This window comes from Paenibacillus sp. FSL L8-0641, assembly GCF_038006265.1.
GTDB lineage: Bacteria > Bacillota > Bacilli > Paenibacillales > Paenibacillaceae > Paenibacillus > Paenibacillus polymyxa_D.
In genome coordinates this window covers 2,949,824-2,976,680 of sequence record NZ_JBBOUW010000001.1, presented here as the reverse complement: position 1 = coordinate 2,976,680, position 26,857 = coordinate 2,949,824, and the positions used below count along the sequence as shown (strand labels likewise).

General features: G+C 43.6%; 26 protein-coding genes and 3 pseudogenes. 23 read left to right on the top strand and 6 right to left on the bottom strand.

What is annotated here, in order from left to right; translation table 11 throughout:
• The first annotated feature begins 3 nt into the window (after nucleotides 1-3).
• From mutL to glnA, 12 genes are all read left to right on the top strand, one after another.
• Nucleotides 4-2,178 (top strand): DNA mismatch repair endonuclease MutL, encoded by a 2,175-nt coding sequence (gene mutL, locus MKY16_RS13220; RefSeq protein WP_340955684.1) that lies wholly within the window; start codon nucleotides 4-6, stop codon nucleotides 2,176-2,178.
• A gap of 12 nt (nucleotides 2,179-2,190) precedes the next feature.
• Entirely contained in the window at nucleotides 2,191-3,039 is an 849-nt protein-coding gene (locus MKY16_RS13215; RefSeq protein ID WP_165146791.1) for a class I SAM-dependent methyltransferase, read from the top strand.
• A complete protein-coding gene (gene miaA, locus MKY16_RS13210) occupies nucleotides 3,023-4,003 on the top strand; it encodes a tRNA (adenosine(37)-N6)-dimethylallyltransferase MiaA (protein ID WP_069010611.1) in 981 nt (326 codons plus the stop codon). Before MKY16_RS13215 ends, miaA begins: the two co-directional genes overlap by 17 nt.
• 20 nt (nucleotides 4,004-4,023) lie before the next feature.
• Nucleotides 4,024-4,269 carry an RNA chaperone Hfq gene (hfq, locus tag MKY16_RS13205; RefSeq protein ID WP_029518117.1) on the top strand — a complete coding sequence of 82 codons (246 nt, stop codon included), beginning with the start codon at nucleotides 4,024-4,026 and terminating at the stop codon, nucleotides 4,267-4,269.
• 190 nt (nucleotides 4,270-4,459) lie between these two features.
• Nucleotides 4,460-7,120 carry a PBP1A family penicillin-binding protein gene (locus MKY16_RS13200; protein WP_340955682.1) on the top strand — a complete coding sequence of 887 codons (2,661 nt, stop codon included), beginning with the start codon at nucleotides 4,460-4,462 and terminating at the stop codon, nucleotides 7,118-7,120.
• Nucleotides 7,121-7,285: 165 nt separating this feature from the next.
• On the top strand, nucleotides 7,286-7,843 hold the full coding sequence (locus tag MKY16_RS13195) for a DUF402 domain-containing protein (RefSeq protein ID WP_029518115.1): 558 nt from the start codon (nucleotides 7,286-7,288) through the stop codon (nucleotides 7,841-7,843).
• Entirely contained in the window at nucleotides 7,840-8,535 is a 696-nt protein-coding gene (locus MKY16_RS13190; protein WP_029518114.1) for a YdcF family protein, read from the top strand. Before MKY16_RS13195 ends, MKY16_RS13190 begins: the two co-directional genes overlap by 4 nt.
• A gap of 115 nt (nucleotides 8,536-8,650) precedes the next feature.
• Nucleotides 8,651-9,634 (top strand): AAA family ATPase, encoded by a 984-nt coding sequence (locus MKY16_RS13185; RefSeq protein ID WP_025718768.1) that lies wholly within the window; start codon nucleotides 8,651-8,653, stop codon nucleotides 9,632-9,634.
• A gap of 113 nt (nucleotides 9,635-9,747) precedes the next feature.
• On the top strand, nucleotides 9,748-11,034 hold the full coding sequence (gene hflX / locus MKY16_RS13180) for a GTPase HflX (RefSeq protein ID WP_029517891.1): 1,287 nt from the start codon (nucleotides 9,748-9,750) through the stop codon (nucleotides 11,032-11,034).
• A 111-nt stretch (nucleotides 11,035-11,145) separates the two neighbouring features.
• On the top strand, nucleotides 11,146-12,399 hold the full coding sequence (locus MKY16_RS13175) for a methionine gamma-lyase family protein (protein WP_340955680.1): 1,254 nt from the start codon (nucleotides 11,146-11,148) through the stop codon (nucleotides 12,397-12,399).
• 83 nt (nucleotides 12,400-12,482) lie between these two features.
• Nucleotides 12,483-12,896: a MerR family transcriptional regulator gene (locus MKY16_RS13170; RefSeq protein WP_007430683.1), complete on the top strand. Its 414-nt coding sequence runs from the start codon at nucleotides 12,483-12,485 to the stop codon at nucleotides 12,894-12,896.
• A gap of 117 nt (nucleotides 12,897-13,013) precedes the next feature.
• A complete protein-coding gene (gene glnA / locus MKY16_RS13165) occupies nucleotides 13,014-14,342 on the top strand; it encodes a type I glutamate--ammonia ligase (RefSeq protein ID WP_013310575.1) in 1,329 nt (442 codons plus the stop codon).
• 66 nt (nucleotides 14,343-14,408) lie between these two features.
• Here glnA and MKY16_RS13160 read toward each other — a convergent pair.
• The 3 genes and pseudogenes from MKY16_RS13160 to MKY16_RS13150 all read right to left on the bottom strand — a co-directional run bounded on the left by MKY16_RS13160 (nucleotide 14,409) and on the right by MKY16_RS13150 (nucleotide 16,211).
• Nucleotides 14,409-15,574 (bottom strand): annotated as a pseudogene (locus MKY16_RS13160) (tyrosine-type recombinase/integrase).
• Between the two features lie 78 nt (nucleotides 15,575-15,652).
• Nucleotides 15,653-15,991, bottom strand: coding sequence for an ImmA/IrrE family metallo-endopeptidase (locus MKY16_RS13155; protein ID WP_165146782.1), 339 nt, complete (start codon nucleotides 15,989-15,991; stop codon nucleotides 15,653-15,655).
• A gap of 70 nt (nucleotides 15,992-16,061) precedes the next feature.
• A complete protein-coding gene (locus MKY16_RS13150; RefSeq protein WP_445744866.1) occupies nucleotides 16,062-16,211 on the bottom strand; it encodes a hypothetical protein in 150 nt (49 codons plus the stop codon).
• A gap of 615 nt (nucleotides 16,212-16,826) precedes the next feature.
• On the opposite strand from MKY16_RS13150, the gene MKY16_RS13145 reads away from it, so the two are divergent.
• Nucleotides 16,827-17,099 (top strand): hypothetical protein, encoded by a 273-nt coding sequence (locus MKY16_RS13145; RefSeq protein WP_337682186.1) that lies wholly within the window; start codon nucleotides 16,827-16,829, stop codon nucleotides 17,097-17,099.
• Nucleotides 17,096-17,263: a hypothetical protein gene (locus tag MKY16_RS13140; protein WP_340955673.1), complete on the top strand. Its 168-nt coding sequence runs from the start codon at nucleotides 17,096-17,098 to the stop codon at nucleotides 17,261-17,263. Before MKY16_RS13145 ends, MKY16_RS13140 begins: the two co-directional genes overlap by 4 nt.
• A gap of 772 nt (nucleotides 17,264-18,035) precedes the next feature.
• Here the strand turns inward: MKY16_RS13140 and MKY16_RS13135 are convergent.
• On the bottom strand, nucleotides 18,036-18,338 hold the full coding sequence (locus MKY16_RS13135; RefSeq protein WP_340955670.1) for a hypothetical protein: 303 nt from the start codon (nucleotides 18,336-18,338) through the stop codon (nucleotides 18,036-18,038).
• A gap of 94 nt (nucleotides 18,339-18,432) precedes the next feature.
• Between MKY16_RS13135 and MKY16_RS13130 the strand changes: the two genes are divergently transcribed.
• Nucleotides 18,433-19,074, top strand: coding sequence for a hypothetical protein (locus MKY16_RS13130; RefSeq protein ID WP_340955667.1), 642 nt, complete (start codon nucleotides 18,433-18,435; stop codon nucleotides 19,072-19,074).
• 338 nt (nucleotides 19,075-19,412) lie between these two features.
• On the opposite strand, the gene MKY16_RS13125 is transcribed toward MKY16_RS13130, so the two are convergent.
• A complete protein-coding gene (locus MKY16_RS13125; protein WP_040102038.1) occupies nucleotides 19,413-20,276 on the bottom strand; it encodes a LysR family transcriptional regulator in 864 nt (287 codons plus the stop codon).
• Nucleotides 20,277-20,501: 225 nt separating this feature from the next.
• Between MKY16_RS13125 and MKY16_RS13120 the strand changes: the two genes are divergently transcribed.
• Together MKY16_RS13120 and MKY16_RS13115 are read left to right on the top strand one after the other, a co-directional pair.
• Complete coding sequence (locus MKY16_RS13120) at nucleotides 20,502-20,864, top strand: cupin domain-containing protein (RefSeq protein WP_013308297.1); 363 nt, start codon at nucleotides 20,502-20,504, stop codon at nucleotides 20,862-20,864.
• Between the two features lie 262 nt (nucleotides 20,865-21,126).
• Complete coding sequence (locus MKY16_RS13115) at nucleotides 21,127-21,381, top strand: hypothetical protein (RefSeq protein WP_340955663.1); 255 nt, start codon at nucleotides 21,127-21,129, stop codon at nucleotides 21,379-21,381.
• Between the two features lie 340 nt (nucleotides 21,382-21,721).
• Here the strand turns inward: MKY16_RS13115 and MKY16_RS13110 are convergent, their stop codons facing one another.
• Complete coding sequence (locus MKY16_RS13110; RefSeq protein WP_340955660.1) at nucleotides 21,722-22,039, bottom strand: hypothetical protein; 318 nt, start codon at nucleotides 22,037-22,039, stop codon at nucleotides 21,722-21,724.
• A 275-nt stretch (nucleotides 22,040-22,314) separates the two neighbouring features.
• Here MKY16_RS13110 and MKY16_RS13105 point away from each other — a divergent pair, with 275 nt between their 5' ends.
• The 6 genes and pseudogenes from MKY16_RS13105 (at nucleotide 22,315) to MKY16_RS13080 (ending at nucleotide 26,507) form a co-directional block, all read left to right on the top strand.
• Nucleotides 22,315-22,515, top strand: coding sequence for a hypothetical protein (locus MKY16_RS13105; protein WP_340955658.1), 201 nt, complete (start codon nucleotides 22,315-22,317; stop codon nucleotides 22,513-22,515).
• Between the two features lie 195 nt (nucleotides 22,516-22,710).
• Nucleotides 22,711-23,424 (top strand): NPCBM/NEW2 domain-containing protein, encoded by a 714-nt coding sequence (locus MKY16_RS13100; protein ID WP_340955657.1) that lies wholly within the window; start codon nucleotides 22,711-22,713, stop codon nucleotides 23,422-23,424.
• A gap of 102 nt (nucleotides 23,425-23,526) precedes the next feature.
• Nucleotides 23,527-23,739, top strand: coding sequence for a hypothetical protein (locus MKY16_RS13095; protein ID WP_340955655.1), 213 nt, complete (start codon nucleotides 23,527-23,529; stop codon nucleotides 23,737-23,739).
• Nucleotides 23,740-24,072: 333 nt separating this feature from the next.
• A pseudogene (locus MKY16_RS13090) lies at nucleotides 24,073-24,261 on the top strand (DNA translocase FtsK); the annotation flags it as partial.
• 89 nt (nucleotides 24,262-24,350) lie between these two features.
• Nucleotides 24,351-25,115, top strand: a complete 765-nt coding sequence (locus tag MKY16_RS13085) for a terminase small subunit (protein WP_340955652.1) — start codon at nucleotides 24,351-24,353, stop codon at nucleotides 25,113-25,115.
• Nucleotides 25,051-26,507, top strand: a pseudogene (locus MKY16_RS13080) (DEAD/DEAH box helicase family protein). The gene MKY16_RS13085 and the pseudogene MKY16_RS13080 overlap by 65 nt, the downstream one beginning before the upstream one ends.
• The last annotated feature ends 350 nt before the right edge of the window (nucleotides 26,508-26,857 follow it).

The following is a 26,857-nucleotide window of genomic DNA, read 5'->3' as shown; positions in this document are numbered from 1 at the left end:
AGGATGTCTAAAATTCGGGTACTGGATGAACATATTGCGAACCAGATTGCTGCCGGTGAGGTCGTGGAGCGTCCAGCCTCCGTCGTGAAGGAACTGGTGGAAAATGCGATTGATGCAGGCGGTACGCGGGTGGACGTATGGGTAGAAGAGGGCGGCTTGCAAAGTATCCGGGTGACGGATAATGGAAGTGGCATTGAGCCTGAAGACGTGGAAACGGCATTCTATCGGCACGCGACAAGTAAAATTGGACATGGTCGCGACCTGTTTCAGATCACAAGTCTCGGCTTTCGGGGAGAGGCGTTGCCAAGTATTGCGGCAGTATCGAAAGTAGAGTTGCTTACAGCAGCCGGAGATGACGGGCGTGCCCGTAAATTAGTGATTGAAGGCGGTAAGCTGTTACTTCACGAGGATGCTGCTAGTAGGCAAGGGACGGATTTTACCGTACGGGAGCTGTTTTATAATACACCTGCAAGGCTGAAATATATGAAAACAATCCAGACCGAGCTGGGACACATTTCGGATGTATTGTACCGAATGGCGCTTTCGCACCCGGAAGTGGCCTTCACATTGCGGCATAATGGCAATACATTGCTGCAAACGCTGGGCAATGGTGATTTGCTGCAGGTGATTGCCGCTATTTACGGAACTTCTGCGGCGAAATCCATGCTGCTGCTAGAAGGAGAGAGCCTGGATTACCGAATTAGTGGCTATGTCAGTCGCCCAGAGTGGACGAGATCAAATCGCAATGCGATCTCGACAGTAGTGAATGGACGTTTTGTACGAAGCTACGGGCTTAATCAGGCGTTGCTCAAGGCGTATCATACCTTGTTGCCGATCAATCGTTTTCCGCTGGCTGTGATCCAACTGGAAATGCATCCTTCTCTGGTGGATGTTAACGTTCATCCTGCCAAGCTGGAGGTAAGGTTCAGTAAAGAAGCTGAACTGTTTCAGCTGGTTGAAGATTCGGTAAAAGCTGTCTTAGGGCAGCAAGTGCTGATTCCGAAGGCAGTCAAGCGCGAGATCGGTGGCAAGGACAGTGGCTCGTTTGTGCAGGAGCAGTTTCACTTCTCGAAGGGAAATGGTGCGGAAGGGGATGCTCCTTCCGGCAAAGACCGGGGGGGAGCACTGCCACCTTCCGTAACTTCGCCGGAGAGCCAGGAATCGCACCAATCCAATTACTTGAACAGGAACGAAGAGAATAACAGGGGTAGCCAGGAGCGTGAGCAACGTCCGAGCAGGGATAGTCTCTCAGCCATTGGACGGGCAAACAATCTTTCAGGTAAAAGTATTAATGATGATGAACTGGATGCAGATTTTGTGGAAGAAAACAACGGGAGTGAAGTTAAAGGGGAAGTGCCGCTTCCTGATGGGGCGACCGTACAGTCGTCCGAAGGAGATAATGCCGCAATAGGCACAACTACCTTATACAGCAGAGGGATACAGGAAACAGCTGCTTCTGCTGCTTACCCATCTTCTATGCCGCCGATTGCAGGACAAGCTACGGATTCCCGTCATTTCGCGGATCAGAAGCCGCGCCAGCAACGTCTGGATGCGGAGCAATTGGCAGCGGTGTCGGGAGAAGTTCCAGAGCTGCCTACTTTTCCTGAACTGAATTTAATCGGTCAGCACCATGGGACATATCTGATTGCGCAGAACGACCAGGGCTTGTATTTAATTGATCAACATGCCGCACATGAACGAGTCAATTATGAATTTTATTATGAAAAATTCGGCAATCCCGAGTCAGTATCGCAGGAGCTGCTACTGCCAATTACACTGGATTTTACGCCTTCCGAAACGGAAAAGTTGAAAACAAGGCTGCACTGGTTTGAACAGGCGGGGGTGTATCTGGAGCATTTTGGCGGTCAAACCTTCCGTGTCAGCTCTTACCCGTACTGGCTTCCCCAAGGGGAAGAAGCGGATGTCATTGAGGAAATGGCCGGATGGGTGCTGGAGGAAAGAGCCATTGATCTTGCTAAGCTGCGGGAAGCAGCCTCAATCATGTGCTCCTGCCGGGCTTCGATTAAAGCAAACCAGAAGCTGACTGATCGGCAGGCTATTGTGCTGCTAGAGCGTTTGGCAGCGTGCAAACAACCTTATACTTGCCCTCATGGGCGACCTATTGTGGTTTCCTTTTCCACATATGATTTAGAGAAGCTGTTTAAAAGAGTAATGTAAGGGAGTATATATATGTTGCAGGATCGGGAAAACCGTGAAGAAGAGCAGTCGAGCCTACGGGAAAAGCAAGTCGAATTACTCGTCACGACAGGGGATTCCCCCTCGGCTGAGGTTGTGGAGCGAGCGAAGTTGCTTGCAGCCGAGTTAGGGGCGCTGTATGCCCCTCGTCGTGGCATATCGGTAGCTAAGCTAATTGCGGCTCACAGAGCCCGTCAAGCGTTGGTTCTGGTGCAGGGCGGAGTAAGGCTGATTAGCCCAGAACAACCACCGATGGCTTTTCACCCCAGTATGGGCTTCATTCGCGCCAAACGGGTATTAAAGGGTGAACCTGACCCGATGTTGACGGCTGCCCGGATCGTTCCGGGTGATACCGTGCTGGATTGCACTGCAGGACTTGGTACGGATTCTCTTCTATTTTCAATTGGAACGGGAAGCTCTGGACAAGTCACGGCTGTGGAGAGTTCTTTCCCCGTCTACGCTTTAATCAAGGATGGAATGAGGCATTACCGTTCCGGCAACGCTGAAGTAGATAAAGCCTTTTCCAACATTGACGTTCGTTTTGGTTATCATTTGGACTATTTGCGTAGTTTGCCGGATCGCAGTATAGATATTATTTATTTTGACCCTATGTTTCGTGATCCGTTGCTCGATTCCAGCGCAATTGGTCCATTGAGAGGGTTGGCAAATCCAGACGCGTTGAGTGAGGAAAGTATTGTTCATGCGAAACGGATTGCACGAAAAACAATTGTATTAAAAGAAAAACGGGGTAGCGGGGAATTTGCCCGCCTCGGCTTCCGTGTAGAGCAGCGGGGCACAACGAAAACAGTGTACGGAGTGATCGATATTGACAGTGGCACCTAAGCCTAAACTACTCGTTCTTGTTGGCCCGACTGCGGTTGGCAAGACGAAACTAAGCATTGAGATGGCTCGACAATTTGACGCGGAAATTATTTCCGGGGATTCCATGCAGGTATACCGTCATATGGACGTTGGAACTGCCAAAATTTCCGAACAGGAAATGGAAGGAATCAAGCACCATTTAATTGATATTCATGAGCCTGAATACCCATATTCAGTAGCCCAATTTCAGGAGGACTGTCGTCGTCTCATACCTGATATTCAATCTAGAGGAAAGCTACCGTTTATCGTAGGCGGAACAGGTTTATATGTAGAATCAGTCTGCTATGAATACCAGTTTTCCGAGGTAGGGGCTGACGAAGCTTTTCGTCAGGAGCAGCTGGACTATGCCGAACAGTTTGGAGCTGACGCGCTTCATGCGCGACTACAGGCGGTTGATCCCGAAAGTGCACTTCGTTTGCATCCTAATGATCGTCGTCGTGTCGTTCGGGCACTGGAAATTTACCATGTTAGCGGAACGACACTTAGCTCTCAACTTGCCAGTCAAAAAAAGGAATCTCCCTACCAACTCTGCATCGTAGGTTTGACAATGGATAGGCAAATGCTATATAAACGTATTGAAGACCGAATTGACGGGATGCTCGATCAAGGGCTTGTGGCTGAGGTAACCTCCTTAATGGAACGGGGAGTGCGAAGCGATGCCATCTCCATGCAAGGTCTAGGCTATAAAGAGATATCCTCCTACCTGCGGGGAGAGGTGTCTTTGGAAGAGGCGGTGACTTGGCTAAAACGGGATACGCGTCATTTTGCGAAGCGACAGCTCTCGTGGTTTCGCCATATGAAGGATATCCAGTGGGTAGATGTCACTGATTTCGGAAATTTTTCTGCTCATGCAGCCCAAATACACGAAATTATAGCAGGAAAGTTCCGGACAGACCTTGAATATACTTCAAAACAATCCAAATGATTATTGGGGGTACGGCTAAAATGAACAAGTCCATTAATATCCAAGATACGTTTCTGAATCAATTGCGCAAGGATTCTATACCTGTAACGGTATACCTCATCAATGGATTTCAGGTGCGAGGGACGATTAAAGCATTTGACAATTTTACGATTGTGATCGACTCGGATGGAAAGCAGCAGCTGATTTACAAGCATGCCATCTCCACCTTTACACCGCAACGCAATGTATCGCTTGTACAGCAGCAGGATAGCGCTAGCGATAACTGATTACGGCTTGACGGTCGTCCGGGTTCATGAAACTTTTCAGGCGTCCGTCTCGTCTAACTGTATAGGAATGTGACCGGGAGCAACCTGATCAGGGTTGTTCTTTTCATTCCGTTTACTTTCAAGCTGCCGACAGCAAGCTTTAAGCTTATGTTAGGTACCATATGATTATTCGCGAAAGGGAGTCAGGGGAATGCCAAACGATTCATTGTCCAGATCCGGCAATCGCAATAGAAACACATCTAAAGAGAAGCCGAAGGGCAAGAAAAAGAAAATTACAGGTAAGCGAATTGGATGGACGCTGTTTATTACCGCGGCGGTAGCTATATTTTGCGCACTTGGTGGCTATTTATTTGTCATGGTAAATGGCGAAAAAATTTACGATGCGAACAAGGACAAAATTACAGTGAATGAGACATCAAAGGTTTATGACCGCAACGGTGTGCTCATGGGTGAGTTGTCTGTGCAAAAAAGTGATCCTGTCAAAAGTGAAGAAATACCAGACTTGCTCAAAAAAGCTTTTATTGCAACCGAGGATAAGCGTTTTATGGAGCATCAAGGAGTTGATATTTGGTCTATCGGTCGGGCAGCCGTTAAGGATATCGTGGCCCGTTCGGCAGTGGAGGGCGGCAGTACGCTAACTCAGCAGCTGGCCAAAAACTTGTTTTTGACACGTGACAAAACCTTTTTCCGTAAAGCGACAGAGGTATCCATCGCAATGGCGCTGGAGCGGAGGTTGACTAAAGATGAAATTATTACTCTCTACTTAAATCGGATTTGGTTTGGACGCTCCTATTCTGGAATTAAGGCAGCGTCGGAAGGTTATTTTGGGCAAACCAACTTAAAAGAATTAAAATTGTGGCAAATTGCTACATTGGCAGCTATTCCGAAAGGGCCTTCCAAGTATAATCCGATCAGTAACCCGGAGAACTCGAAGGCACGACGTGCGGTGGTTCTCCAGCTGATGTTTGAGCAGGGGATGATTGGAAAGCAAGAGATGGAAGAGGCCAAGGCTGTAAATTACAATTACAAACAACCAGAAAAAGTTCAAAAGTATCAAAATTTTATGGAATACGTCATGGATGAGGCAGAGGATGCACTGCCAGGAGTTAGCGGCAATGATCTGATTATTGGCGGTTACAAAATTCATACCACAATGGATGCCCAGGCTCAAAATGCGCTGGATCAGGCGATGGCAGATGATGACATGTTCGAAAAAAGTCCTGACGATCAGCCAGTTCAAGCTTCGATGGTCATTATTAACAACCAGACAGGTGGAATTGCCGCGATGGCACCCGGACGGGATTACAAAAAGGGAACCTTCAATCGTGCGACACAGAGCCGCAGACAGCCAGGATCGGCCTTCAAGCCGATTGTAGCCTATGCGCCAGCTCTCGAATCCGGTAAATTTACGATGGATACTCCTTTGAGTAACGAACGCCAGAGCTTTAACGGATACAGTCCGAAAAACTTGCATGGTTACTCGTCGACCATCAGCATGCTCGACGCGATTACGAAGTCTGAAAATATTCCACCTGTATGGTTGCTGAACCAAATCGGTGTGGAAAAAGGGGTTCAATTTGCCGAGAGCGTAGGCATTCCGATGGACAAAAACGATCACTCACTTGCTATCGCATTGGGTGGATTAAGCAAAGGAACGAATACCCTTGAAATGGCGCAGGCGTACAGCGCTTTTGCTAATAAAGGACAATTCCAAAAAGCTTATTCTATTAAGCAAATTAACAATAGTGATGATCAAGTTGTTTATACTCATGAAGAGGAAACTAAATCTGTAATGAGTGAAAAAACGGCTTATGAAATGACACAAATGATGCAAAATGTAGTCAATAGCGGTACAGGTCGCAAAGCACGTATTGACTGGCCTGTAGCTGGTAAAACGGGTACGACCCAAAGTGGAATTAGCGGTAACAGTGGTAACCGGGACATCTGGTTTGTCGGTTATACACCGGAATATACCGGAGCAGTATGGATGGGTTATGATAAGCCGGACAGTAAACATATGCTCAGAAACTATAGTGGGCAGTCGGCAGCCTTTTTCGGAAGGGTCATGGGTGAAGCTCTCAAGGGGCATCCGGTTACGCAATTCAGCGAGCCGAAGGGATATGAACCACCAGTAGAGCAGAAGCCAGAAGAGCCGGTTCAGGCTACCGCTCCAAGCGGGCTGAGCGGGTCTTATAGTCAGGACACCCAAATTGTATCGTTGTCTTGGAATGCGGCAGAGGGAGACAATGTACAATACCGTGTTTATCGTAAAGAGTCTTCCGAAGGAAGCTTCAGGACGATTATGGAGGCGATGAGAGGCACGAGTGGCGAAGATACGTCTCCTGTAGCTGGAAAAACGTATCAATACTATGTCGTAGCTTATGGAGCGGATGGTAAAGAATCCGCAGCTTCGAATACGATTAGTGTAGAAATTCCGACAGAGACTACTCCGATAGATCCGCAGCTAGGAAATGATCCTAATCAGGATGGAACTGTACCGGATAATGGCGAGAATATAGATGGTCAGGACGGCACAGACCAGGGGAATACGACTCCTGGAGGTACTGATAACGGTACTGGTTCTGACCAAGTTCCAACGTCTCCTGGAGGTAACAATGGAAATGGTACTGGAGGCACAGGCAACAGTAACGACAATTTTGGGAACGGAAACGATACAAATACGGGGAATGGTCAGACGACTACGCCGGATTCAGGTATAACTGATGAAAATACTATGACCAATCCAGAAAATACAGATGCATCTACCACAGGTGCTATTATGGATGGAAGTCAGGAAAGCAAATCCAACGGTCATTCAAACTCCAATCGTGGACGTCACAACCGGGATTAGCAAATATGTTTTATGTAAGATGATATTGGCTTCAAATCAAAGGTATTTTCGGACTGTTTTTACAGTCTGAAAATACCTTTTTTGCTGTAATACAGGGGTTATTTTTGAGTGTACAGTTTAAATATGGTAAGCTGGTTTTACCAATGTTGGAGAGGAACATCATTTATGAAGCGCAAATTCGGAGACCGGGCCAACTGGCGCAGAATCACCAATCGCAAGTTTGCTTGCCGGTATGTAGAAAGTGACGCGTTTACAGGATATATGACCCTGTATACCATTTTGAGTCTCAAGGAGCCGTTATGGAAGAGTTACGGTGGTCATACGTTTTGCATAGCCGATAAAGGATATTCCTGGCTGCAATATTATCCAAAAGGTGAGCACTATGTGGTGACTGCTATGTTTGACAATCGGGAGCAAATCGTTGAATGGTATATTGATACCTGCCGAAATCAGGGTGTGACCGATCAAGGAGTCCCTTGGTTTGACGATCTGTATTTGGATGTTGTGGTGCTTAAAAACGGTGAAATCTTCCTGGTGGATGAGGATGAATTGGAGGAGGCATTACAACGGGGGCATATCTCAACGCAAGAGGCAGAATTGGCTAACCGTACAGCGGCTGATGTGTTACATCAGATAGATGCCCACGTGTTCCCTTATTTTAAAATGTCGCTGAAACACCGAGCAGAATGGTTTCACAACGGTGATTTCAAGAGAGAACGGTGAAAGTTTTGCAGTGGATTAAAGACATCGGGCCCCAACGCCCTGAGTTGAAAAGCAGGCAGAGTCGCCTTAAGAAAATATCTATGGTAACCAAGCGTCTTGTACTTTCTTTGATAATTTTCATTTTGATCGGATTGGTATGGGCAGGAATCCGAGTGTGGAACATGAATACGGCCGCCTCTACCACTCCGCTCCAGCAAGTGCAAATTGGTATCGTATTAGGTGCTTCTATGTGGGGGGCTGAGCCCAGTCCTGGATTGAAGGAAAGGCTGGAAGAAGCCTTGCGCTTATACCGCAACGGGACGGTACAGCATCTAATTGTAAGTGGTGGACTGGATAAACCCGATTTTCCGTATACGGAGGCTGAGGGCATGCAACGCTATTTGGTAGATAGAGGGGTCCCTGTACAGCATATTGTGTTGGAAAACCATGCGACCAGTACTTACGAAAATCTGCTCTATAGCCAGCGCATTATGAAGGAATATGGATGGACCTCTACCGTGATCATCACACATAGCTATCATGGCCCTCGGGCGATGGAGATTGCTCAATTCTTAAAGTTTGATCATCCTCAGATGGCTCTGACGGAATCTAAAGTGCTGAATATGCCAATTCATCAATCAAGAGAAGTATTGGCATACGCTAAATGGACGCTGCAACGGTGGTGGATCAGCGCTCAAACTTGGGTTGCCTGAATTAAAGAAAAGGCTTTGTGCACGTTCCCGTTGCTTTTATGCTAATAAGGACATGCCAGACCGAATACATTAATAGGGTAAGCTGTGCCTGAAGAAATGTTGAGGTGATGGATGCATGAACGGACGGGGAATCGCCGCGGGCAAGCGGTCGGAGGAGAGACCTTCCAGACAAATTAATGTCGTGCTGCGTAGCCCGGAGCCGATAGCTTCGGTGACTGTGGACGAGACGGAAGCAGTGGCTTCAACCAAGTCACAGGCGCTACCGCAGTATCTCAGTCTTTATCAGGAAATTCAGAAAGAACTCGATCATCTCGTCGGCTTGGATAACATCAAAGACCTGGTATTTGAGGTATATGCCTTTTTGCAAATCGCCCATATGCGCACGGATGCAGGACTGTTGAGCAATGCACACGTGTATCACATGATTTTCAAAGGAAATCCAGGTACAGGGAAAACGACAGTGGCCCGCATTATCGCTAAAATGCTGCAAAAAATGGGGGTACTGAGCAAAGGTCATCTGATTGAGGTGGAGAGGGCTGATCTGGTCGGTGAGTATATTGGCCACACGGCGCAAAAAACGCGAGATCTTGTAAAGAAATCTCTTGGCGGCGTGTTGTTCATTGATGAGGCTTACAGTTTGGCACGCGGAGGGGAAAAGGATTTTGGAAAAGAAGCGATTGATACCTTGGTAAAGTCCATGGAAGATCAAAAAAATCAATTTATTTTGATTCTCGCTGGATACTCGGGGGAAATGGACTTTTTTTTACGAACGAATCCTGGTCTTCCTTCTCGCTTTCCAATTCAGTTGGATTTTCCTGATTATACTGTGGATCAGCTCATCCAAATTTCCGAGATGATGGCCAAGGAGCGGGATTATATTCTCATGCCTCAGTCCATAATTAAAATGAAGGAGCATTTGCTAAACGAGCGTAATGACAGTCTTCATGCATTTAGTAATGCACGCTATGTTCGTAATGTGATTGAAAAAGCGATTCGGCACCAAGCTGTCAGGTTGCTTAATCAGTACAGGAGCGGGCAACCCGGCAAACAGGAATTGATGACGCTGCGTCCAGAGGATTTGAAAATGGATAAAAGATAGGCGATAATAGGAATCTGAATCACATCGAATGCTATGACATCGAACGGGGGCCGGCCTGAACATCAGGTCGGTCTCTGTTCGAGAGTTGACATGAAAATAAAGGAGCAAACAATATGGCGAACTCCACTCATGATACACAAACCGAAATGCAGGACAAGGCGGTTCTGGTCAGTCTGATTACGGATGAAGTCAAACGATCTGGTATTAATACGGAATACTCGTTGGATGAGTTGGTGAAACTGGCTGAGACAGCGGGAGTTGAGGTACTGAGCGTCCTGACACAGAATAAGGAAGCCAAGGACTCAAAATGGTTTATTGGTAAAGGAAAAGTAGAGGAATTACGTGCAGTTGCTGAAGAATTGGGAGCGAATACAGCTATTTTTGATCAGGAGCTCTCGGGGGCCCAAGTACGGAATCTGGAAGAAAGTCTGGATCTCAAAATTATTGACCGGACGCAGTTGATTCTGGACATTTTTGCTCAACGTGCAAAAACCCGGGAAGGTATTATTCAGGTTGAACTGGCACAGTTGTCATATTTACTCCCCCGTTTGTCTGGACATGGCAAAAACCTCTCGCGTCTTGGCGGCGGAATCGGAACACGTGGTCCTGGTGAAAGCAAGCTGGAGACAGACCGTCGTCATATCCGTGACCGAATCAGTGATCTGAAACGCCAACTGGAGGAAGTGACCCGTCACCGGTATTTGCACAGGGAGCGCAGACAAAAGAGCGGTATTGTTCAGGTTGCACTTGTTGGCTATACCAATGCGGGCAAATCGACGCTGTTGAAGCAACTGACAGCAGCCGATGTATATATTGAGAACCAACTGTTTGCGACGCTGGATCCTACCTCCAGAACAATGGAACTTCCGAGTGGAAAAGAAGTTATTCTTACGGATACGGTCGGTTTTATTCAAAATCTTCCTCATGATTTGGTTGCTTCCTTCCGGGCTACTTTGGAGGAGGCGAATGAGGCACATCTCATTTTGCATGTCGTGGATGCGTCTTCGGATATGCGGGACGAACAGATGAAAGTTGTAGAGACGATCTTGCAGCAGCTAGGGGCTGCGGACAAGCCTCAGATCGTATTATTTAACAAAAAAGATGCCTGTACCCCTGAGCAACTCGAAATGCTTCCTTCCGGGGAGGGTTATTTGAAAATCAGCGCTTTTGATGAAGGGGATTTGCTGGGCATTCGTGAACTGATTCAAGAGCATCTGAGTGGTGATACGCTGAGATTTCGCATTCCTGCGGAACGTGGTGATTTAACATCGGTGCTTTATCGAATTGGAGATGTACTACTGACAGAGTATGATGGCAATGATGTCATTTATGAAGTTGAAATTCAAAGAGGCGAGTACGAAAAGTATGGTCATGCGCTCAGCGAGTTCACAGAAGGTTAACATCTAATGATGTTTTTGGGTCAATAGAATGATAATGCTCATCGTTCAAAGTGAACAATAATATAACATGAATAGCCTAAGGCTGCGTAAGAGAGAGGGTCAAAAAAGTAAATGGTAGTTTTTAGTCCAGAAATACAGCAAATTCAGGAAACGGCAGAACATAAAATACAAGAACGTATACAGCACATAGATCATATTGTAGATTCAAATCAGTGGAAGGTAATTCAGGCATTCCAGCGGAAGCAAGTGAGCGATTTCCACTTTGCGGGTTCGACGGGATATGCTTACAATGACCGGGGACGTGAGGTGCTGGAAGAAGTCTATGCGGAAGTGTTCGGTGCGGAGGCAGCGTTGGTGCGTCCGCATTTTGCCTCGGGTACTCATACAATTGCCACTGCTTTATTTGGTGTGCTGCGTCCAGGGGATGAACTGTTATACATTACTGGGAGGCCTTATGATACCCTGCACAAAGTGATTGGTAAGCCCGGCGACGGAACAGGATCATTGCAGGATTTTGGCGTTACTTATGGAGAAACCGCACTGACAGCGGAAGGTAAAGTAGACTGGGAAGCGGTGGAGGCTGCTATCCAAGCCAACACCAAAGTGATCGGTATTCAGCGTTCACGCGGTTATGATTGGAGAGCTTCGTTTAGTGTAGCAGATATTGAAGAAATGACAGCACGTGTGAAGGAAATAAAACCTGACGTCATTGTCTTTGTTGACAATTGCTACGGTGAATTTACCGAGAAGCTGGAACCTACTCAAGTCGGTGTCGATGTGATGGCAGGTTCGTTGATTAAAAATCCCGGTGGTGGCATTGCAGAAACGGGTGGATATATCTGCGGCAAACAAAAGTATGTAGAACTGGCATCCTACCGATTAACTGCACCTGGAATTGGTGGAGAAGTAGGAGCCATGCTAGGTACTACACGAGGCATATTTCAGGGACTATTCCTTGCTCCAACACTGGTTGGGCAAGCGGTTAAAGGGAGCGTATTCGCAGCTGCGGTCTTTGAAGAGATGGGATTTGAGACCAAACCTGCCTGGCATGAAGAGCGTACGGATTTGATTCAGGCTATTTCTTTTAGTGGACCAGAGCATCTAATTGCTTTTGTACAGGGCATTCAGCGTGCGGCTGCCGTGGATAGTCATGTGGTGCCGGAGCCGTGGGATATGCCGGGTTATGAGCATCCAGTTATCATGGCTGCAGGTACGTTCATACAAGGGGGAAGTTTGGAATTATCCGCAGATGCTCCTATTCGTGAGCCTTATATTGGTTACATGCAGGGGGGGTTAACCTACTCTCATGTTAAATTTGGAGTACTTATGGCTCTGCAAACGATGAAAGAACGTAAATTATTGTGAGTTTTTCTAACATGTCATTGACACTTTGCATCAGCTAAATGTACAATAAGGTGTATAATAGATCACTGGAAGGTTGATGACAAATGGGCGACGAAATTCGCAGAAATATGGCCTTATTTCCAATAGGTATTGTCATGAAGCTAACGGACTTGTCAGCGCGTCAGATTCGTTATTATGAACAGCATAACTTGATAGTTCCTGCCCGTACATCGGGAAACCAACGTCTTTTCTCTTTTAATGACGTAGAGCGTCTGCTTGAAATTAAGGCGTTGATCGAGAAAGGTGTTAACATTGCGGGAATTAAACAAGTCATGAATCCGGTTACCAAGGAATCGGAGGAAGCTACGGTTATTACTGCAGATACGGAAGTTAAACGCCGTGAAATGTCTGATACTCAGCTTCACCGCTTGCTGAAACAACAACTTGTTGCAGGCAAAAGACCAGGACAGGTATCCCTGATCCAAGGTGAATTATCACGGTTCTTCAATAAGAGATAATGCTTTGACTTACCTCTTGGTATAAGGTTGCCTTACTTTAAAACCAGGTCTCATCATTTAAGTAATTTATAGAACAACTGATTCGTATATAGTCGTTACAGAAAGGGAGAGGTTAGAGTGAGTTATAGCAGAGAAGATATCCTTCGGATTGCGAAAGAGGAAAATGTTCGTTTTATTCGTTTGCAATTCACAGATTTGCTGGGCACTATTAAAAACGTTGAAATTCCGGTTAGTCAACTGGAAAAGGCATTGGATAATAAAATGATGTTTGACGGATCTTCCATAGAAGGTTATGTGCGTATTGAAGAATCTGATATGTATTTATATCCGGATTTGGACACTTGGGTTGTATTCCCTTGGGTAACCTCGGATCGTGTAGCTCGTTTGATCTGCGATATTTACAAGCCGGATGGAGTCCCATTTGCAGGTGACCCGCGGGGCATTTTGAAACGTGTACTTAAGGAAGCCGAAGAGCTGGGATACACTTCGATGAATGTCGGACCCGAGCCTGAATTCTTCTTGTTCAAAACGGATGAAAAAGGCGAGCCAACTACAGAACTGAATGACCAAGGCGGGTATTTTGACCTGGCTCCGATGGATCTGGGTGAAAACTGCCGTCGTGAAATTGTACTTAAGCTTGAAGAGATGGGCTTCGAAATTGAAGCATCCCATCATGAAGTTGCACCTGGTCAGCATGAGATTGACTTTAAATATGCAGACGCGATTAAAGCTGCGGACCAGATTCAAACGTTCAAGCTCGTTGTTAAGACGATTGCTCGTCAGCATGGTTTGCATGCTACCTTTATGCCAAAACCTTTGTTTGGTGTAAATGGCTCTGGTATGCACTGCAATCAATCGTTGTTTAAGGACAATGAAAACGTATTTTATGATGAAACGGACGAACTCGGATTAAGCCAGACGGCCCGCCACTATATGGCTGGTATTCTGAAACATGCACGTGCAATGGCAGCGATCACGAATCCAACAGTAAATTCCTACAAACGTCTCGTACCTGGTTATGAAGCGCCTTGTTATGTGGCTTGGTCTGCAAGCAATCGCAGTCCAATGATTCGGATTCCTGCGTCTCGTGGTCTGAGCACTCGCGTCGAAGTTCGTAACCCTGACCCGGCGGCGAATCCTTATTTAGCCTTGGCAGTGATGCTGAGAGCTGGTTTAGATGGGATCAAACGTCAGTTGGCTCTCCCAGCTCCGATTGATCGTAACATTTACGTGATGTCTGAGGAAGAGCGGATTGAAGAAGGCATTCCAAGTCTGCCTGCAGACTTGAAAGAAGCTTTGTCTGAACTTATTCGTAGCGAAGTTATCTCTGACGCACTGGGTGACCATGCATTGGCCTACTTCTATGAGCTTAAGGAAATTGAATGGGATATGTATCGCACCCAAGTACATCAATGGGAACGTGATCAATATCTGACGCTTTACTAAAATGCAAGATGCTGTAGTGACAGGGATTTTGGAGTGTTAATTCGGGGGACGTTTTAGAAGTGAGTGTTAATTCTTCTGAGGCGTCCCCCTTTTATCCCCCAACTCTGAACCGAGAATAGACGCTGTGTATTGCTCATATTTATCCATGCTGCGCTTTTCCAACTTTTTAGAGATGTGTGCATACACATCGGATGTAATTTGTACGCTGCCGTGACCCAGTTGCTCCTGAACAAACTTAATGTCTGCACCAGCTTCAAGCATAAGTACAGTATAAGTGTGGCGGAGTGAGTGGATGCGTAAATCGTCATGCAGTTCTGCCCGCTTCAAAATACGCTGGAATGAGTTAAACAGCGTTGACTTGGGCATAGGACTTCCATCATTGCGGCAAAGGACCAGATTCAGATCATGCCGGTACATAGCTTCACCTAGATTGGCTTTGTTTTGCTGCTGCCACTCCTGGTGATACCTAAGATCGTTAACAAGTGTACTACTGATAGTAATTGTGCGAGTTGATCTGAACATTTTGGTATCGCCAAACATTTCATCTTCACTATCCGGTTGAAAATCGAGAGTCTCGTCAATATGGATTGTCTTCTCATCAAAATTAATGTCAGACCATCTTAATGCTGCGGCTTCTCCTTTTCGCATCCCCGTCTCAATAAGCGTCTTATAAAAAATCCAGTGCACGTATCCGTACCCCCTAGCGGCGTGCAGGAACTTAGGGATGTCCCCTGAATCAATGAACTCAATAGAGTTCTTTTTCTTATTTCCTTTGATGACTGATCCCTTACAAGGGTTGCGCTCTAATTTGCCTTGTATCAATGCGTGTTCCATCGCCCCGTATACCGTTGAATTAATAATTTCAACAGATCTTCTGCTCTGGCCCTTTTTCGAGACATGAGTCTAGAAACTTTTGGTACATATCCGGTTTCAAGTCCTTTAGCATTAGTTGTTTGAAATAAGGCTTAATGTGTGTATTCAGGCTGTTCTCGTGCTGTTTAATAGTATTTTTTCTTACAACTCCTTTCTTATAGTTATCAATCCAATTACGTATATAATCTGTCAGAGCAACATCGGTTTGTTCATAACCTTGATTAAGCTTCTTTAGAAAATCAGCTGCCGCTAATTCCGCTTCAGGTTTAGCTGAGTTTTTCTCGTTGCTGCTGTGTGAAAGGGTCGGTGTATTTTAACCGATATCTCCATCCACTTTTCAGCTTCTTGTAATTAGCCATCTTTATATCTCTAATAAGAACGTGTGTTCCTGTTTTTGTGTATATAAAACCGCCTCGCAGCGGTATAAGCGCAAGTTATCATAAGAATGTATGTAGTTCAGGTGGGATAGAGCATCTGCGTAAGAATTGCTCTATAGTCTCGCCCGGATCTGGTGAGGACGTAGCCGTGAGTAACTTGACAGCAAATTGTTTTGCTTGCCTCTCGTATTTTCCGGCATTGGAAAACGACCGTTCGTCCAGAAAGAATCGGCTGATACCTGGATGAAGTCGATCATGGACAAGTTCATGTGCGCAGATGAATTTCTGCCAAGGTTCACTCAACTTCGAATGAATTACTATAAAGCGCCTGCGCAGCTTACGGTAATACATGCCGCGTGTGCTATCCCCTAAATCACAATGCCATATCTGTATATTCATCCTATCTGCTATCTCAAAAGGGCAGTTAGTTTTGTGGCGTCGAATGAGTCTGTATGGTTTTGTCCATACGTCAGTCCTCTGTCTTTTTTCGGCCGTAGGCTTCTTTGTTTTTCTTCTTAGCGTCCCAGAACATGGCCTCCATGACTCGTTTTATTTTCTCTTTGTCATCATCCGAGATTGGCACTCCATCAAACATTACAGGTCTATCTTCTTCCAGCATTGTTTTAAAATCTCTTTTGTCTTTGGAAGATGCCCATGCTGGAATAATGCTTTCGTCTCTACCAAGTAAAAAATAAAGATGTAAAGATTAATTCGCTTCGTTCAAAGTATTCCAACTTAATAAGCCAAAAAGATAAGTTTTTTAAAGACTACGCTGTTTTTCGCGCTGATCCAATAGGATTCAACAAAAGGCGCGAGGCGGAGGATGCAAAGGTTGAAAAAAGAGGTGGCGCCCGAAAAGGAGCAGGGCGCAAATCTCTTGGACTCAAGAAATCCGTTACAATAACCCTGACGCAAGAGCGGTGGGATGCAATAGATGATTTGATAAAGAACGGTAAATTCAAAAGCTACCCTGATTATTTCAGGCATTTGGATAGTAAGGATTAAGCCTAAGGAAGGATAATAGATATGTCAAACTCACAAGATAAACAAGGAGAACTTATAGCGGAAATCCAGTCTATATTGATGGCTCATGGTTATAGCACTGAATGGACTTTCGTTGAAACTAGTGTTAACCATAATGACCTGATTTTGGGACTTATATTTATAAATTTACTTAAGGATTAAACCAATACAGGGTGTAGGACCTACACCCACTAAGGGAGGATATAAATACATGAAGAAACCGGAAATCAAATTAGAAGAGGTTATGTATACTCCTCATTACGATCCAAAAGCAAAACCTTATCCAGTACATGTAATCAATGGAGCTCACAAAGCACCATGCGCGCAGGGATACATTAGATGCACTGGATGCGGCAAAGGACATCATTATCGCTGGAATCAGGACGGACCGTGGATACAGATTAAATGCCCAGATTGCGGAACATTGTCAGCTTGGTGGGAGGAGTACTATGACAATGAAGAGGATGGGGAGGAACAACAATGACAGATAAACTACAACAGTATCCAAAAATGACGTATGAACAGCTTGAGGATTCGCATGCAGAATGGAAGAAAACAGCTATTGGCAATTACAACTGGGCTAAATATGAGGAAGGACGAGCTGACAAAGCGACAGAACGGCATGGGGCAGCATTTGACTGGACGTGATGAAATATTTCATTCTCTATATTTCGCTGCACCGAAAATCCGCGATAAGTACTTGTGGAGGATACCAGAAGCTTTCGCTATGGGAGATGCCTTAGCCGCAGCGTACAAAGCTATGCGGCGGAAGAACACCCCATGATAAGATCCTATACCTCTATATTATGCGCTGTGCTGGTTTATGTGGGTGTAGTGCTGGCAAAACGGTGCGTGATAATCGAACATGTCACGCCGGACATTCAAGTGCAATGGTATTTAACAATGGTAATTCGTGATAGCGTCCAAGCATTGACCAAAGGTAAACGATATTTACTCATATGTGACACCAATGATTAGTAGATTTCTCCCCATATCCTCTAATCATTGGCGCAGTAATTTTACATGTATTTACTACTTATCTAACTCTAGCACCTCAAAAGTTTTTATAATCCTAACAAGATAATCATATTTCTGAGCTTTTGAAAGTAGGATCGGTTTGAGTATTAAGTTTAAATATAAAATTACTATATATAGAACTATTGAAATAGGAATCAATATACGAAGTGAGTGATCTTCTTTCATCGTACTTCCTACAAATCCATTCCACAAAGGTAATACTACCAGCCCAAATATTGTTATGGGCCACCAGCGTTTTTTATGTAGATCCAAGCTTTTACCAGAATAGAAGTCAATTAGAAATTCTGTGTCTGAAGTTGTAAATTTTAAGCTTCGAGCTTTTCTTTTTACTGAGTCTGATCTTAGAGCAAATAGAAAATCAGCGTCGTAGCTAAAAAAGCGGTTAGTAATAATTGATTTTATAACCGGGATACTTTTCTTTTGCGATTGAATGTGAGATACGAACAGATGCGATAGTGAGGAAAAGGCTAGCTCCGCAGCTACAATAAACTGTCACAATAAACATTATATGATCTTCTTGCAGGTACATTACTGAAAGTATAAAGGAGAGAATTAACAGCAGAAACGCTCCAAACATTAGCAATTTTGACTTTGCATTTGTCATTATTTTAGAGATAGTTAACTCTTCAATGAAATATCTTTCAAGTTTCTTTGTTCTTTTAATAAGACCGGCTGCTGACTGCAAATTAGATCACTCCTAGATAACATGTATTGATGTTGTAAGAATATTGAAAATCTAATTATATGTCAATTTTTTCTTTTGAAAGGGATGTAAGTCTATGAAAAATACTGAGTCTATAATTTTAAGCGCCCAATCTGATGAGGATTTTTCTGATACACAGAAAATAATCCAAGTAAACTTTTTTGATGATGTTAATGCAGTGGATATAAGGAAAACAAAGTGGCTACTGAATAAATACACTGATTTAATAGATGTAATAAAAAACTATGAATATTCTCTCCAGCAGTTAGAAAACGGAATGGCTGTATATGATTTGCTTTCGGCAGAGGGATCGGTTGCTAAACGAGTTACGGGACAAGAATTGACAGCAGATGTGACAGCAAATGCCGTGCTACTCAAAGACCAGCGACATGTAAATTATAAATTCTGTCAATTCCTTACGAATAACATTAAGTTTGCAATAAATAATATGCGTGATAAGCACGAGGGATTGATAGCAAAGCTGTTATTTTTGGATGGTATGAAATATCTCAAAGCTCAGCAATATTTGGAAAAAGGTTATCGCAAGGACATTCCTCCTATCTCAGCGACTACATTTGCAGATAAACGGCGTAGGGTTATTGTCAACATAGCAAACAGCCTAAAAACAAACCGAACACTGGATTTTGTCACCATCGACTATGGTCGAGGACGAAACAAGGAAGGAGAAATTGGACTTAGGATGCCAGAAGTAATTTAGACCGTAAGGGCTTAAGCCTTTGCGGTCTTTATTGTAGGTGTCTAGTTCTAGACTGAAAAATAAAGTAATAGTCTTGACGATGCTTCATTAAGCTAACGGGCAGTTATCTTTAGTGACTTACCATAGTAATATATGGTTTATGTTTATATGCATTATTCATTGTTTAAATCTGTTTGAATATAGCTGATGGATAATGAAATGGAATGAAGTAATGTATGAAGAAGATAGTATCATTGGGTTCATCAATCACTTCCATTGTGTAAGGTGAAAATTAAAGGGGATTCTGGGGCAAATCATTATACTTACAAATATACTCTAAGTTGGCAAATAGGAACAGATCACAGATTAGTTATACCCACCAGCTCCATAAATCGAGAGAGAGCACTGGTCATGTACGAGTCACGACGCCTTATAAACACAGTGGGCACTGTTCTATACGGTTCGGGTAATGGATGACAGTTAAGTCTTCCCTGCATCCGTGATTCAACCATAGATATTGGTAAGACAGTGACTCCTAACCCGTTTTCAACGCATTTAAGGACACCCTCTAGAGTGCCATATTCCATCACCTTCATAGGAGCATAGCCATTGTCCTCTAGCCATCGCTGCCAACGTCCCAAATAGATGCAATGCGCGAATGACGAAAGCAGTGGTTCATGTAAAATCGATTCTAATTGGAATGGTTCCGGAGAGTAGCTTGTAATCAAAACTAGAGATTCTTCAAAGACAGGGTATTCAACAATTTCCGGATGAAGAATTGGCCCATCCACAAATGCGCCGTCTACCTTATACTTGAGAATGGTACTAACCTGATCTACAGTAGGTGCCATATATAAGCTTAATTCTACTTGTGGAAATTTCTTGTGATATTGTGTAAAAATCAATGGCAATCGTGTAGAAGCAGTTGACTCCATAGCTCCAATGCGCAAAGTTCCCCGCGGGGCAGAAGAAAGCTTAACTGCCTCAATCGCTTCCTCGAAATCGTAAAGCAACTTGTTTACATGCGGCAACAGTTCACGTCCTGCAGGCGTTAAGGATACCTTCTTATGATATCGATATAACAGAGGAACGCCCAACTCTTGCTCAAGACGTTGTATTCGTGCAGTAACGTTGGACTGTACATAATTCAATTTCTCAGCAGCTTTTGTAATGCTTTGTTCAATTGCTACTGCCTTAAACACCTCCAAAGATCTAATGTCCAAAACAACTCTCTCCTTTTTGCATCACAAAATGTGATTAACTATACACCATTTTTTAATTTTACGTGATGCATCGCAGTATGTAAACTTAGTGAATAAGAGGGATTTACACCAAAACCAAGTGATTGAGTACCTCGTTATCTGATGATGAGGAGGTGAATGGGGAAAAAGGAGTTTCTAGCCGGGGCAAAATGCAGCACACGTTACCAATAATGAGGAGGGAATTTCATGATTTCGAAGGTCAATGTACAAGATAAATTTTTGCAAATAATTGATTATTGGAATCCCAGAATAGGCGGGGAGTTGAACGATTCATACGTAAAAATGGCAAAGATCAAGGGTGAATTCATTTGGCATCACCATGATCACGAGGACGAAATGTTCTTCGTATGGAAAGGGAGACTACTAATCCGTTTGAGAGATGGTGAAATAGCTGTTAACGAAGGGGAGTTTGTTATTATACCTAAAGGAGTTGAACATCAGCCAATTGCTGAAGAAGAGGTCCATTTACTATTAATCGAACCAAAAACTACTCTAAATACGGGGAATGTGGTGAATGAACGAACCGTTTCGATTCCTCAACGAATTTGATGAAACGCTCATCAGTGAAATAATTATACTGATTTGATTCGATCCTTAGCTAATGATTCAACTAACGTTAGTTGAATGGAACAGCGACAGTCTAGGACTTTAGTTCTCGTCCTTGGTTGTCGCTGTTTCAATTTCTAGGCTCAGTCTAATACTTTATTTTCTGCTGACAGTAGGAACTATGTAAATCCGTAGTAGGTACGGAGTAGAAAGGATTTACACTTTATTCAGGAACAAATTAAATCTATTCTAGGAGGTAATAAACATGGCACACAGTTACGCTTACTTGGACAAGAAAAAAATTCTCCATCTCCATCCATTGGAAGATGAAGCAGTTAAGCATGGCAAGTATGTGGGTACAAATTTGGATTACGACGAAAGTGGTTTTCCGGTTATCGGCGGCGAAGGTGTAATATATTATGCAGACAAAGACACAGCTTATGTAAACGGAAATGAACATGATGGTAAACAAATCGCTGTACCAAGTGGCCTTAAAGCACTAGCCGGTCAACTTCTGTAATCGTTAAGATTTAAATATGGTGGCGGAATAGACGCAAGGCCCGATACACGCCTCGCACACATCGAAACTAACTACAACTAATTGGAGACAGCCGTAAAGAGGGTAATAACACCCCATCAATAAGGGCGGCAGATTGTTCCGCACGTAATGCGGACTATAGCGATTGACGGTAATCGCTGTGAAATAATTCCCGTTGGGAACCATACCGCATGTATATGGGAGCGGCAGTGCAAGCGCATGACGGAGGGTTAGGGCGCAACTAATATAAGTAAGAGAGCGACGGGAAACCGCCGCTTTTTTGCGTTCAAAGGAGAGGGAGCTGGGAGGATACAAGGGAATGTCAAAAATCTCCCCATTTAACTATTTTCCCCTTACCGATAGGTGATGTATATAGAAGGATGAATACAACTTTTTGTTCTTTCCACCGAACCCAAAATTCAAAGGTCAATTCGAATTTAGAGCCCCCCAGTTTGCGAGATTCGCCGGCTTTAAAAAAACCAAAGCCTTCCTCGTTAGCTGCTGTTGCTTCAATTGTTTGTTTAGCAATTTCATGGCCGGCGATAGATATTGTACATTCAACTTTATTTTCATCAGTTTCGTATTCAACCAAAGCGCTAGCGCCAGGTACTTCCGGTATTGGTATATCAATTTTAGGCATTTTGTTCCTCCTTTAATTTAATAATCATATTATGTTAATTTTGAAAAAAACTATACATTTCGCATCATATAGTTTGAAACAGAAAGGAGCTGGACTGTGTGACAACTGTTAAAGGTTATGCAATGCAAACTGGTATCAATATCAGAACGGTTCAGCGTATGTGCGAAGATGGAGGGTAAAGGCCAAAAATGAATATGGCGTATGGTTGATTGAATATAAATCGGAAGAGTAGCGACTATGCTGCTCTTTTTGTTTTGAAAAGGAGATTATGCGATATGAAACCAACGATCGGAAGAATCGTCCACTACAAGGACACAGAAGGTAAGACGCTTGCAGCAGTAGTCGTTTATGTTAACCCTGATACTATCGGGATGGTCAATCTGTCCGTATGGAATGAATTCGGAGCACCGTTTAGAGTTTTGAACGTTCGTCAAGGAGACGGTCTGGAGCAATGGGATTGGCCGCCACGTCAGTAGCAAACTTTTCCCGGCTTAGTCCGGGGATATGACACATACAGGATTATAGCGGTTCGATTCCGCTGTGTGTCATTTACTTACGTGAAGGGTTATCAGAAAAAACATGTTAAAATATTCCTGTACAGATAGGGATGGAAACCTATATTATGACTTTGAGACTAGGTCTAACTAACTATATGAGGGATGGTATATTTGATGAAAGACAAAGTAAAAGGGCTTGTATTAGGTTTAACGATCGGGACAATGATTACAGGTGTATCAGCATATGCTACTAGCACAGCGAAAATTGAGGTCATATACGATAACTTAAAATATATGGTAGATGGAAATCAAAAAGTACCTTCATCAGGTCAGGGCTTCATTTATCAAGGAACAACATATGTACCTCTTCGTTTTGCTGGGGAAGCGACTGGTAAAGAAGTAACTTGGGATGGTAAAAACAAAACAATTTGGATCGGTAAAAAGGATTCTGAGTTCAAATACTTAAGTGATGTTGCTTATGCCCGGATGGACGGGGGTTCTAAAGCCTTCTTAGATTTTAATCAAAACTATAATAGAGACAAGATAACAATTGCTGATAAACAATACCAAAAAGGGATTAACACCGCTCTTAGCCCTTACGGTACAAAGCAAATTAGTGTGGATTACAACTTGAATGGAAAGTTCAAAAAGTTCACAGGTGAATTGGGGGTTGATGATAAGACTAAGAATGCCCCAGAGAATGTGACAATCACTTTTATAGGCGATGATAAAGAACTATCTCGTTTTTCTGTTAAAGGTGGAGATAATCCTTTACCAGTTACGGTAGATTTAACGGGTGTTCTGAAATTTAGAATTGTTTTTGAAATTGATCCGAAATCTAGTGATTTCGTCTATGGGGCTATTGGAGATGCAAAGGTTTTTAACTAAGAAAAAGAGTCGCTGAGTAGTCAGCGGCTTTATTATTCAATTAATAACCAACTAATGAATTATTACTCACCTGACGAAATAAAGAACAGGAGGGAAAAAAAGATGACTTGGACAGGAATATGGGATAATGCAGGCCCGTTTATTATTGGAGCGATTACAGCTGTAGTGATTTATATTCTAGGTGAAATTTTGTGTACATTCATACCGAGGGGTCTAACAAGAGAAATATATAGGATTCTTTTAATAGTTGCGGTAGTGATCGGTACAGTAGCTGCGGTTTATATTAGCAGTCGAATATGGTGGGGTATCAGTTAAGTCGAAGTGCCAATAGGCGGCTTCTTTTGTATGTCAGGAAACTTTTCCTTAGCTTTAGCTACATTATCGAAAAGGGGGGGAAATAAAATGGGATGAAAAAGAGATCCAAAACGGGATGAAGCATTCGATTTATACAAAACCAGTTCCGGCAATATACGTCTCACAGATATAGCCTCTCAACTTAGTGTATCTGAAGGTACGGTAAGAGGATGGAAGGCTAAAGATAAGTGGGAGAGTTTGATTGCTGGAGAAGCAAAACATATGGAACGTTCCGATGGAAATGAAACCGATCAAAAAAAGGAACCTCCGAGGGAAGATGAAGATACAACATCATACCCTGACGAGCTTTTTCTAAAAGCCGTTCAAATTGTAGCCGAGGCCAAACAAGCCTCGGTTTCTTTATTGCAACGAAGAATGAGGATAGGTTATAGCAGATCGGCCCGACTGGTTGATGAAATGGAGCGGCGTAAATTCGTTGGTACATATCAAGGTGATAAGCCCAGAGAGGTATATGCTACTCTGCTTACAGTTGATGCGCTCTCTAAAGAGCTAAAAGTCGGTACTCCAGAAATACGGAACGTTCCGAAAAAAAACCGGAACGCTCTAATGATATGGAGCGTTCCAAAACAAAAAAGAACGTTCCAGTAATTGAGGAGAAGCCGGAGCCGGAAATTCCAGACGAAGAGGGGTTAACGCCGAAACAGCGGATATTCATAATGGAATACCTCAGAGATTTCAACGCGACAAGGGCGGCAATGGCCGCTGGATATAGTAAGAAAACAGCATATTCAATTGGATGGGAATTATTGAGGAAACCTGAAATTAAGGCTGCGATACAGAATTACAACGAATCCCTGATGGATGGGGTTGGTTTAAATGCTCAGCGCGTTCTAATGGAGTACATGAAAATTGCTTTTGCAGACATAACGGACTACGTGGAATTCGGTCAAAAGGAAGAGGATGTTCTTGGGTTAGAAGGAGATCCCGTGTTTGATCCTGACACTGGAGAAACGCAGAAGTACAGATACAATTATGTCTCTTTTAAAAACAGTGATGAAATTGATGGAACTCTGGTTTCAGAAGTCAAGCAGGGTAAGGACGGAGTGAGTGTAAAGCTACACGACAAAACCAAGGCATTGGACGTGCTGACTAAATATATGGATTTGTTGCCCGATAAACATAAACGGATGATTGAAGACGAAAAACTTAAGATGCAGCGTGAGAAACTTGAACTTGAAAGAGCAAAGGTCACGGGTGAAGGCAATACAGAAGACGATCTAATTGATGATTGGGTAGAGGCGGTGGTAGGTAATGAAGATGAAGGACTCACCGGAGACGAAACGGAGACTTCAAGCATTCAAGAAACGGATTCCTGAGTATCGTAAGAATCCCACATTGTTTTGCCAAGAGATGCTTAAGTTCTATCCTGATGATTGGCAGGCAAGCACTCTAATGGATTTAGCCAATAATCCGCGCGTTTCAGTACGTTCAGGTCAAGGCGTAGGAAAAACTGGGCTGGAAGCTGCAACAGCCCTTTGGTTTCTGTCCTGCTTCCCTTATCCAAAAGTGATTTGTACAGCTCCTACAAGACAGCAGCTACATGACGTGTTATGGGCTGAGATTAATAAATGGCAATCTAAAAGTCCGGTGCTGAAACGAATCCTTAAGTGGACTAAGACCAAAATATACATGAAGAACTATGAGGAACGCTGGTTTGCTACAGCTCGGACAGCGACTAAACCTGAGAACATGCAAGGTTTCCATGAGGATACATGCAATTTATTGTGGATGAGGCATCGGGTGTTGCTGATCCAATCATGGAAGCTATTTTAGGTACGTTGTCGGGTGAGTTTAACAAAATATTAATGTGTGGCAACCCGACAAAAACGTCGGGTGTTTTTTATGATTCACACAATAAGGATAGAGCAGACTACAAAACACGCAAGGTATCCTGTCTAGACAGCCCAAGAACAAGCAAGGATAATATCGCTATGCTCAAGCGTAAGTATGGTGAAGGTAGTGATGTCTGGAGAGTCCGTGTTGAAGGTGAATTTCCCCGTGGAGAATCAGATACATTTATTTCGTTGGAAGTAGCTGAATTTGCAGCTAAGGAAGTGAAATTGGAACCCACTGGAGATATATTAACTATAGGCGTTGACGTTGCACGGTTTGGTGATGATGAAACCTCAATGTTTGCTGGTATAGGACCAAGAATTGTAGGGGAACACCATCATTTCAAGAAAGACACAATGGTTACTGCGGGATGGGTGATTAACCTGGCTAATGAGCTGCATGTTGCTCATTCATATTTGAACCGAATCAGAATAAGAGTGGATGATAGTGGTGTAGGCGGAGGGGTAACGGATCGACTAAATGAAATCGTAGCTGAAGAAGGACTACCATATGAAATCATTCCAATTAACAATGGTTCTTCATCTTTAGATGAGCACTATGGAAACCTAGTTACTGAAATGTGGGCCTCTATTAAGGAACAATTAGAACAGAATATGAGCAATTTCATAAATGGAGATCCGAGCGTTCTGCAATTGCCTGATGACGATGTTCTAATAACCCAACTTACAGCACGTAAATGGAACATGACCAGTAAAGGTAAAATGCTGCTTGAAAGTAAGAAGGATATGAAAAAGCGTGGGCTCAAGTCACCAGACCGAGCTGATGCTTTTGTTTTAACATTTGGGGAATATTTAATCGAACCAGATACACATGTTATGCTTCCTTCAATAGGTAGTGTGGCAGTAAAAAGATAATGTGGTAGAGTGGTTTTATAAGATAAAAGATAGCGGTTGCACAGGCGTATTCATATAGAGAGCACCAGTCCACTAGTGCGATCAGCAAGCAGATGCAGAACATCGCCGTGTACAATGTAGATAAGTAAGCAGAGCTTGAGGCAAAGGATTGTTGAAACTGGCATGACTAAGCTCTCTAGTATGCAAAGGTAAGCTATTCAGGCAATGAGGGTGATTTGACTACATCAATTGTGGAGAAATGAGAATTAGTGAAAACTTACTTAAACGGATTAAGGCTGACGTAATCGCCATATTGGCAAGAGGTTTGAATGTTATTGAGTCCACAACCGAAAGAGGAAACGACATAATGT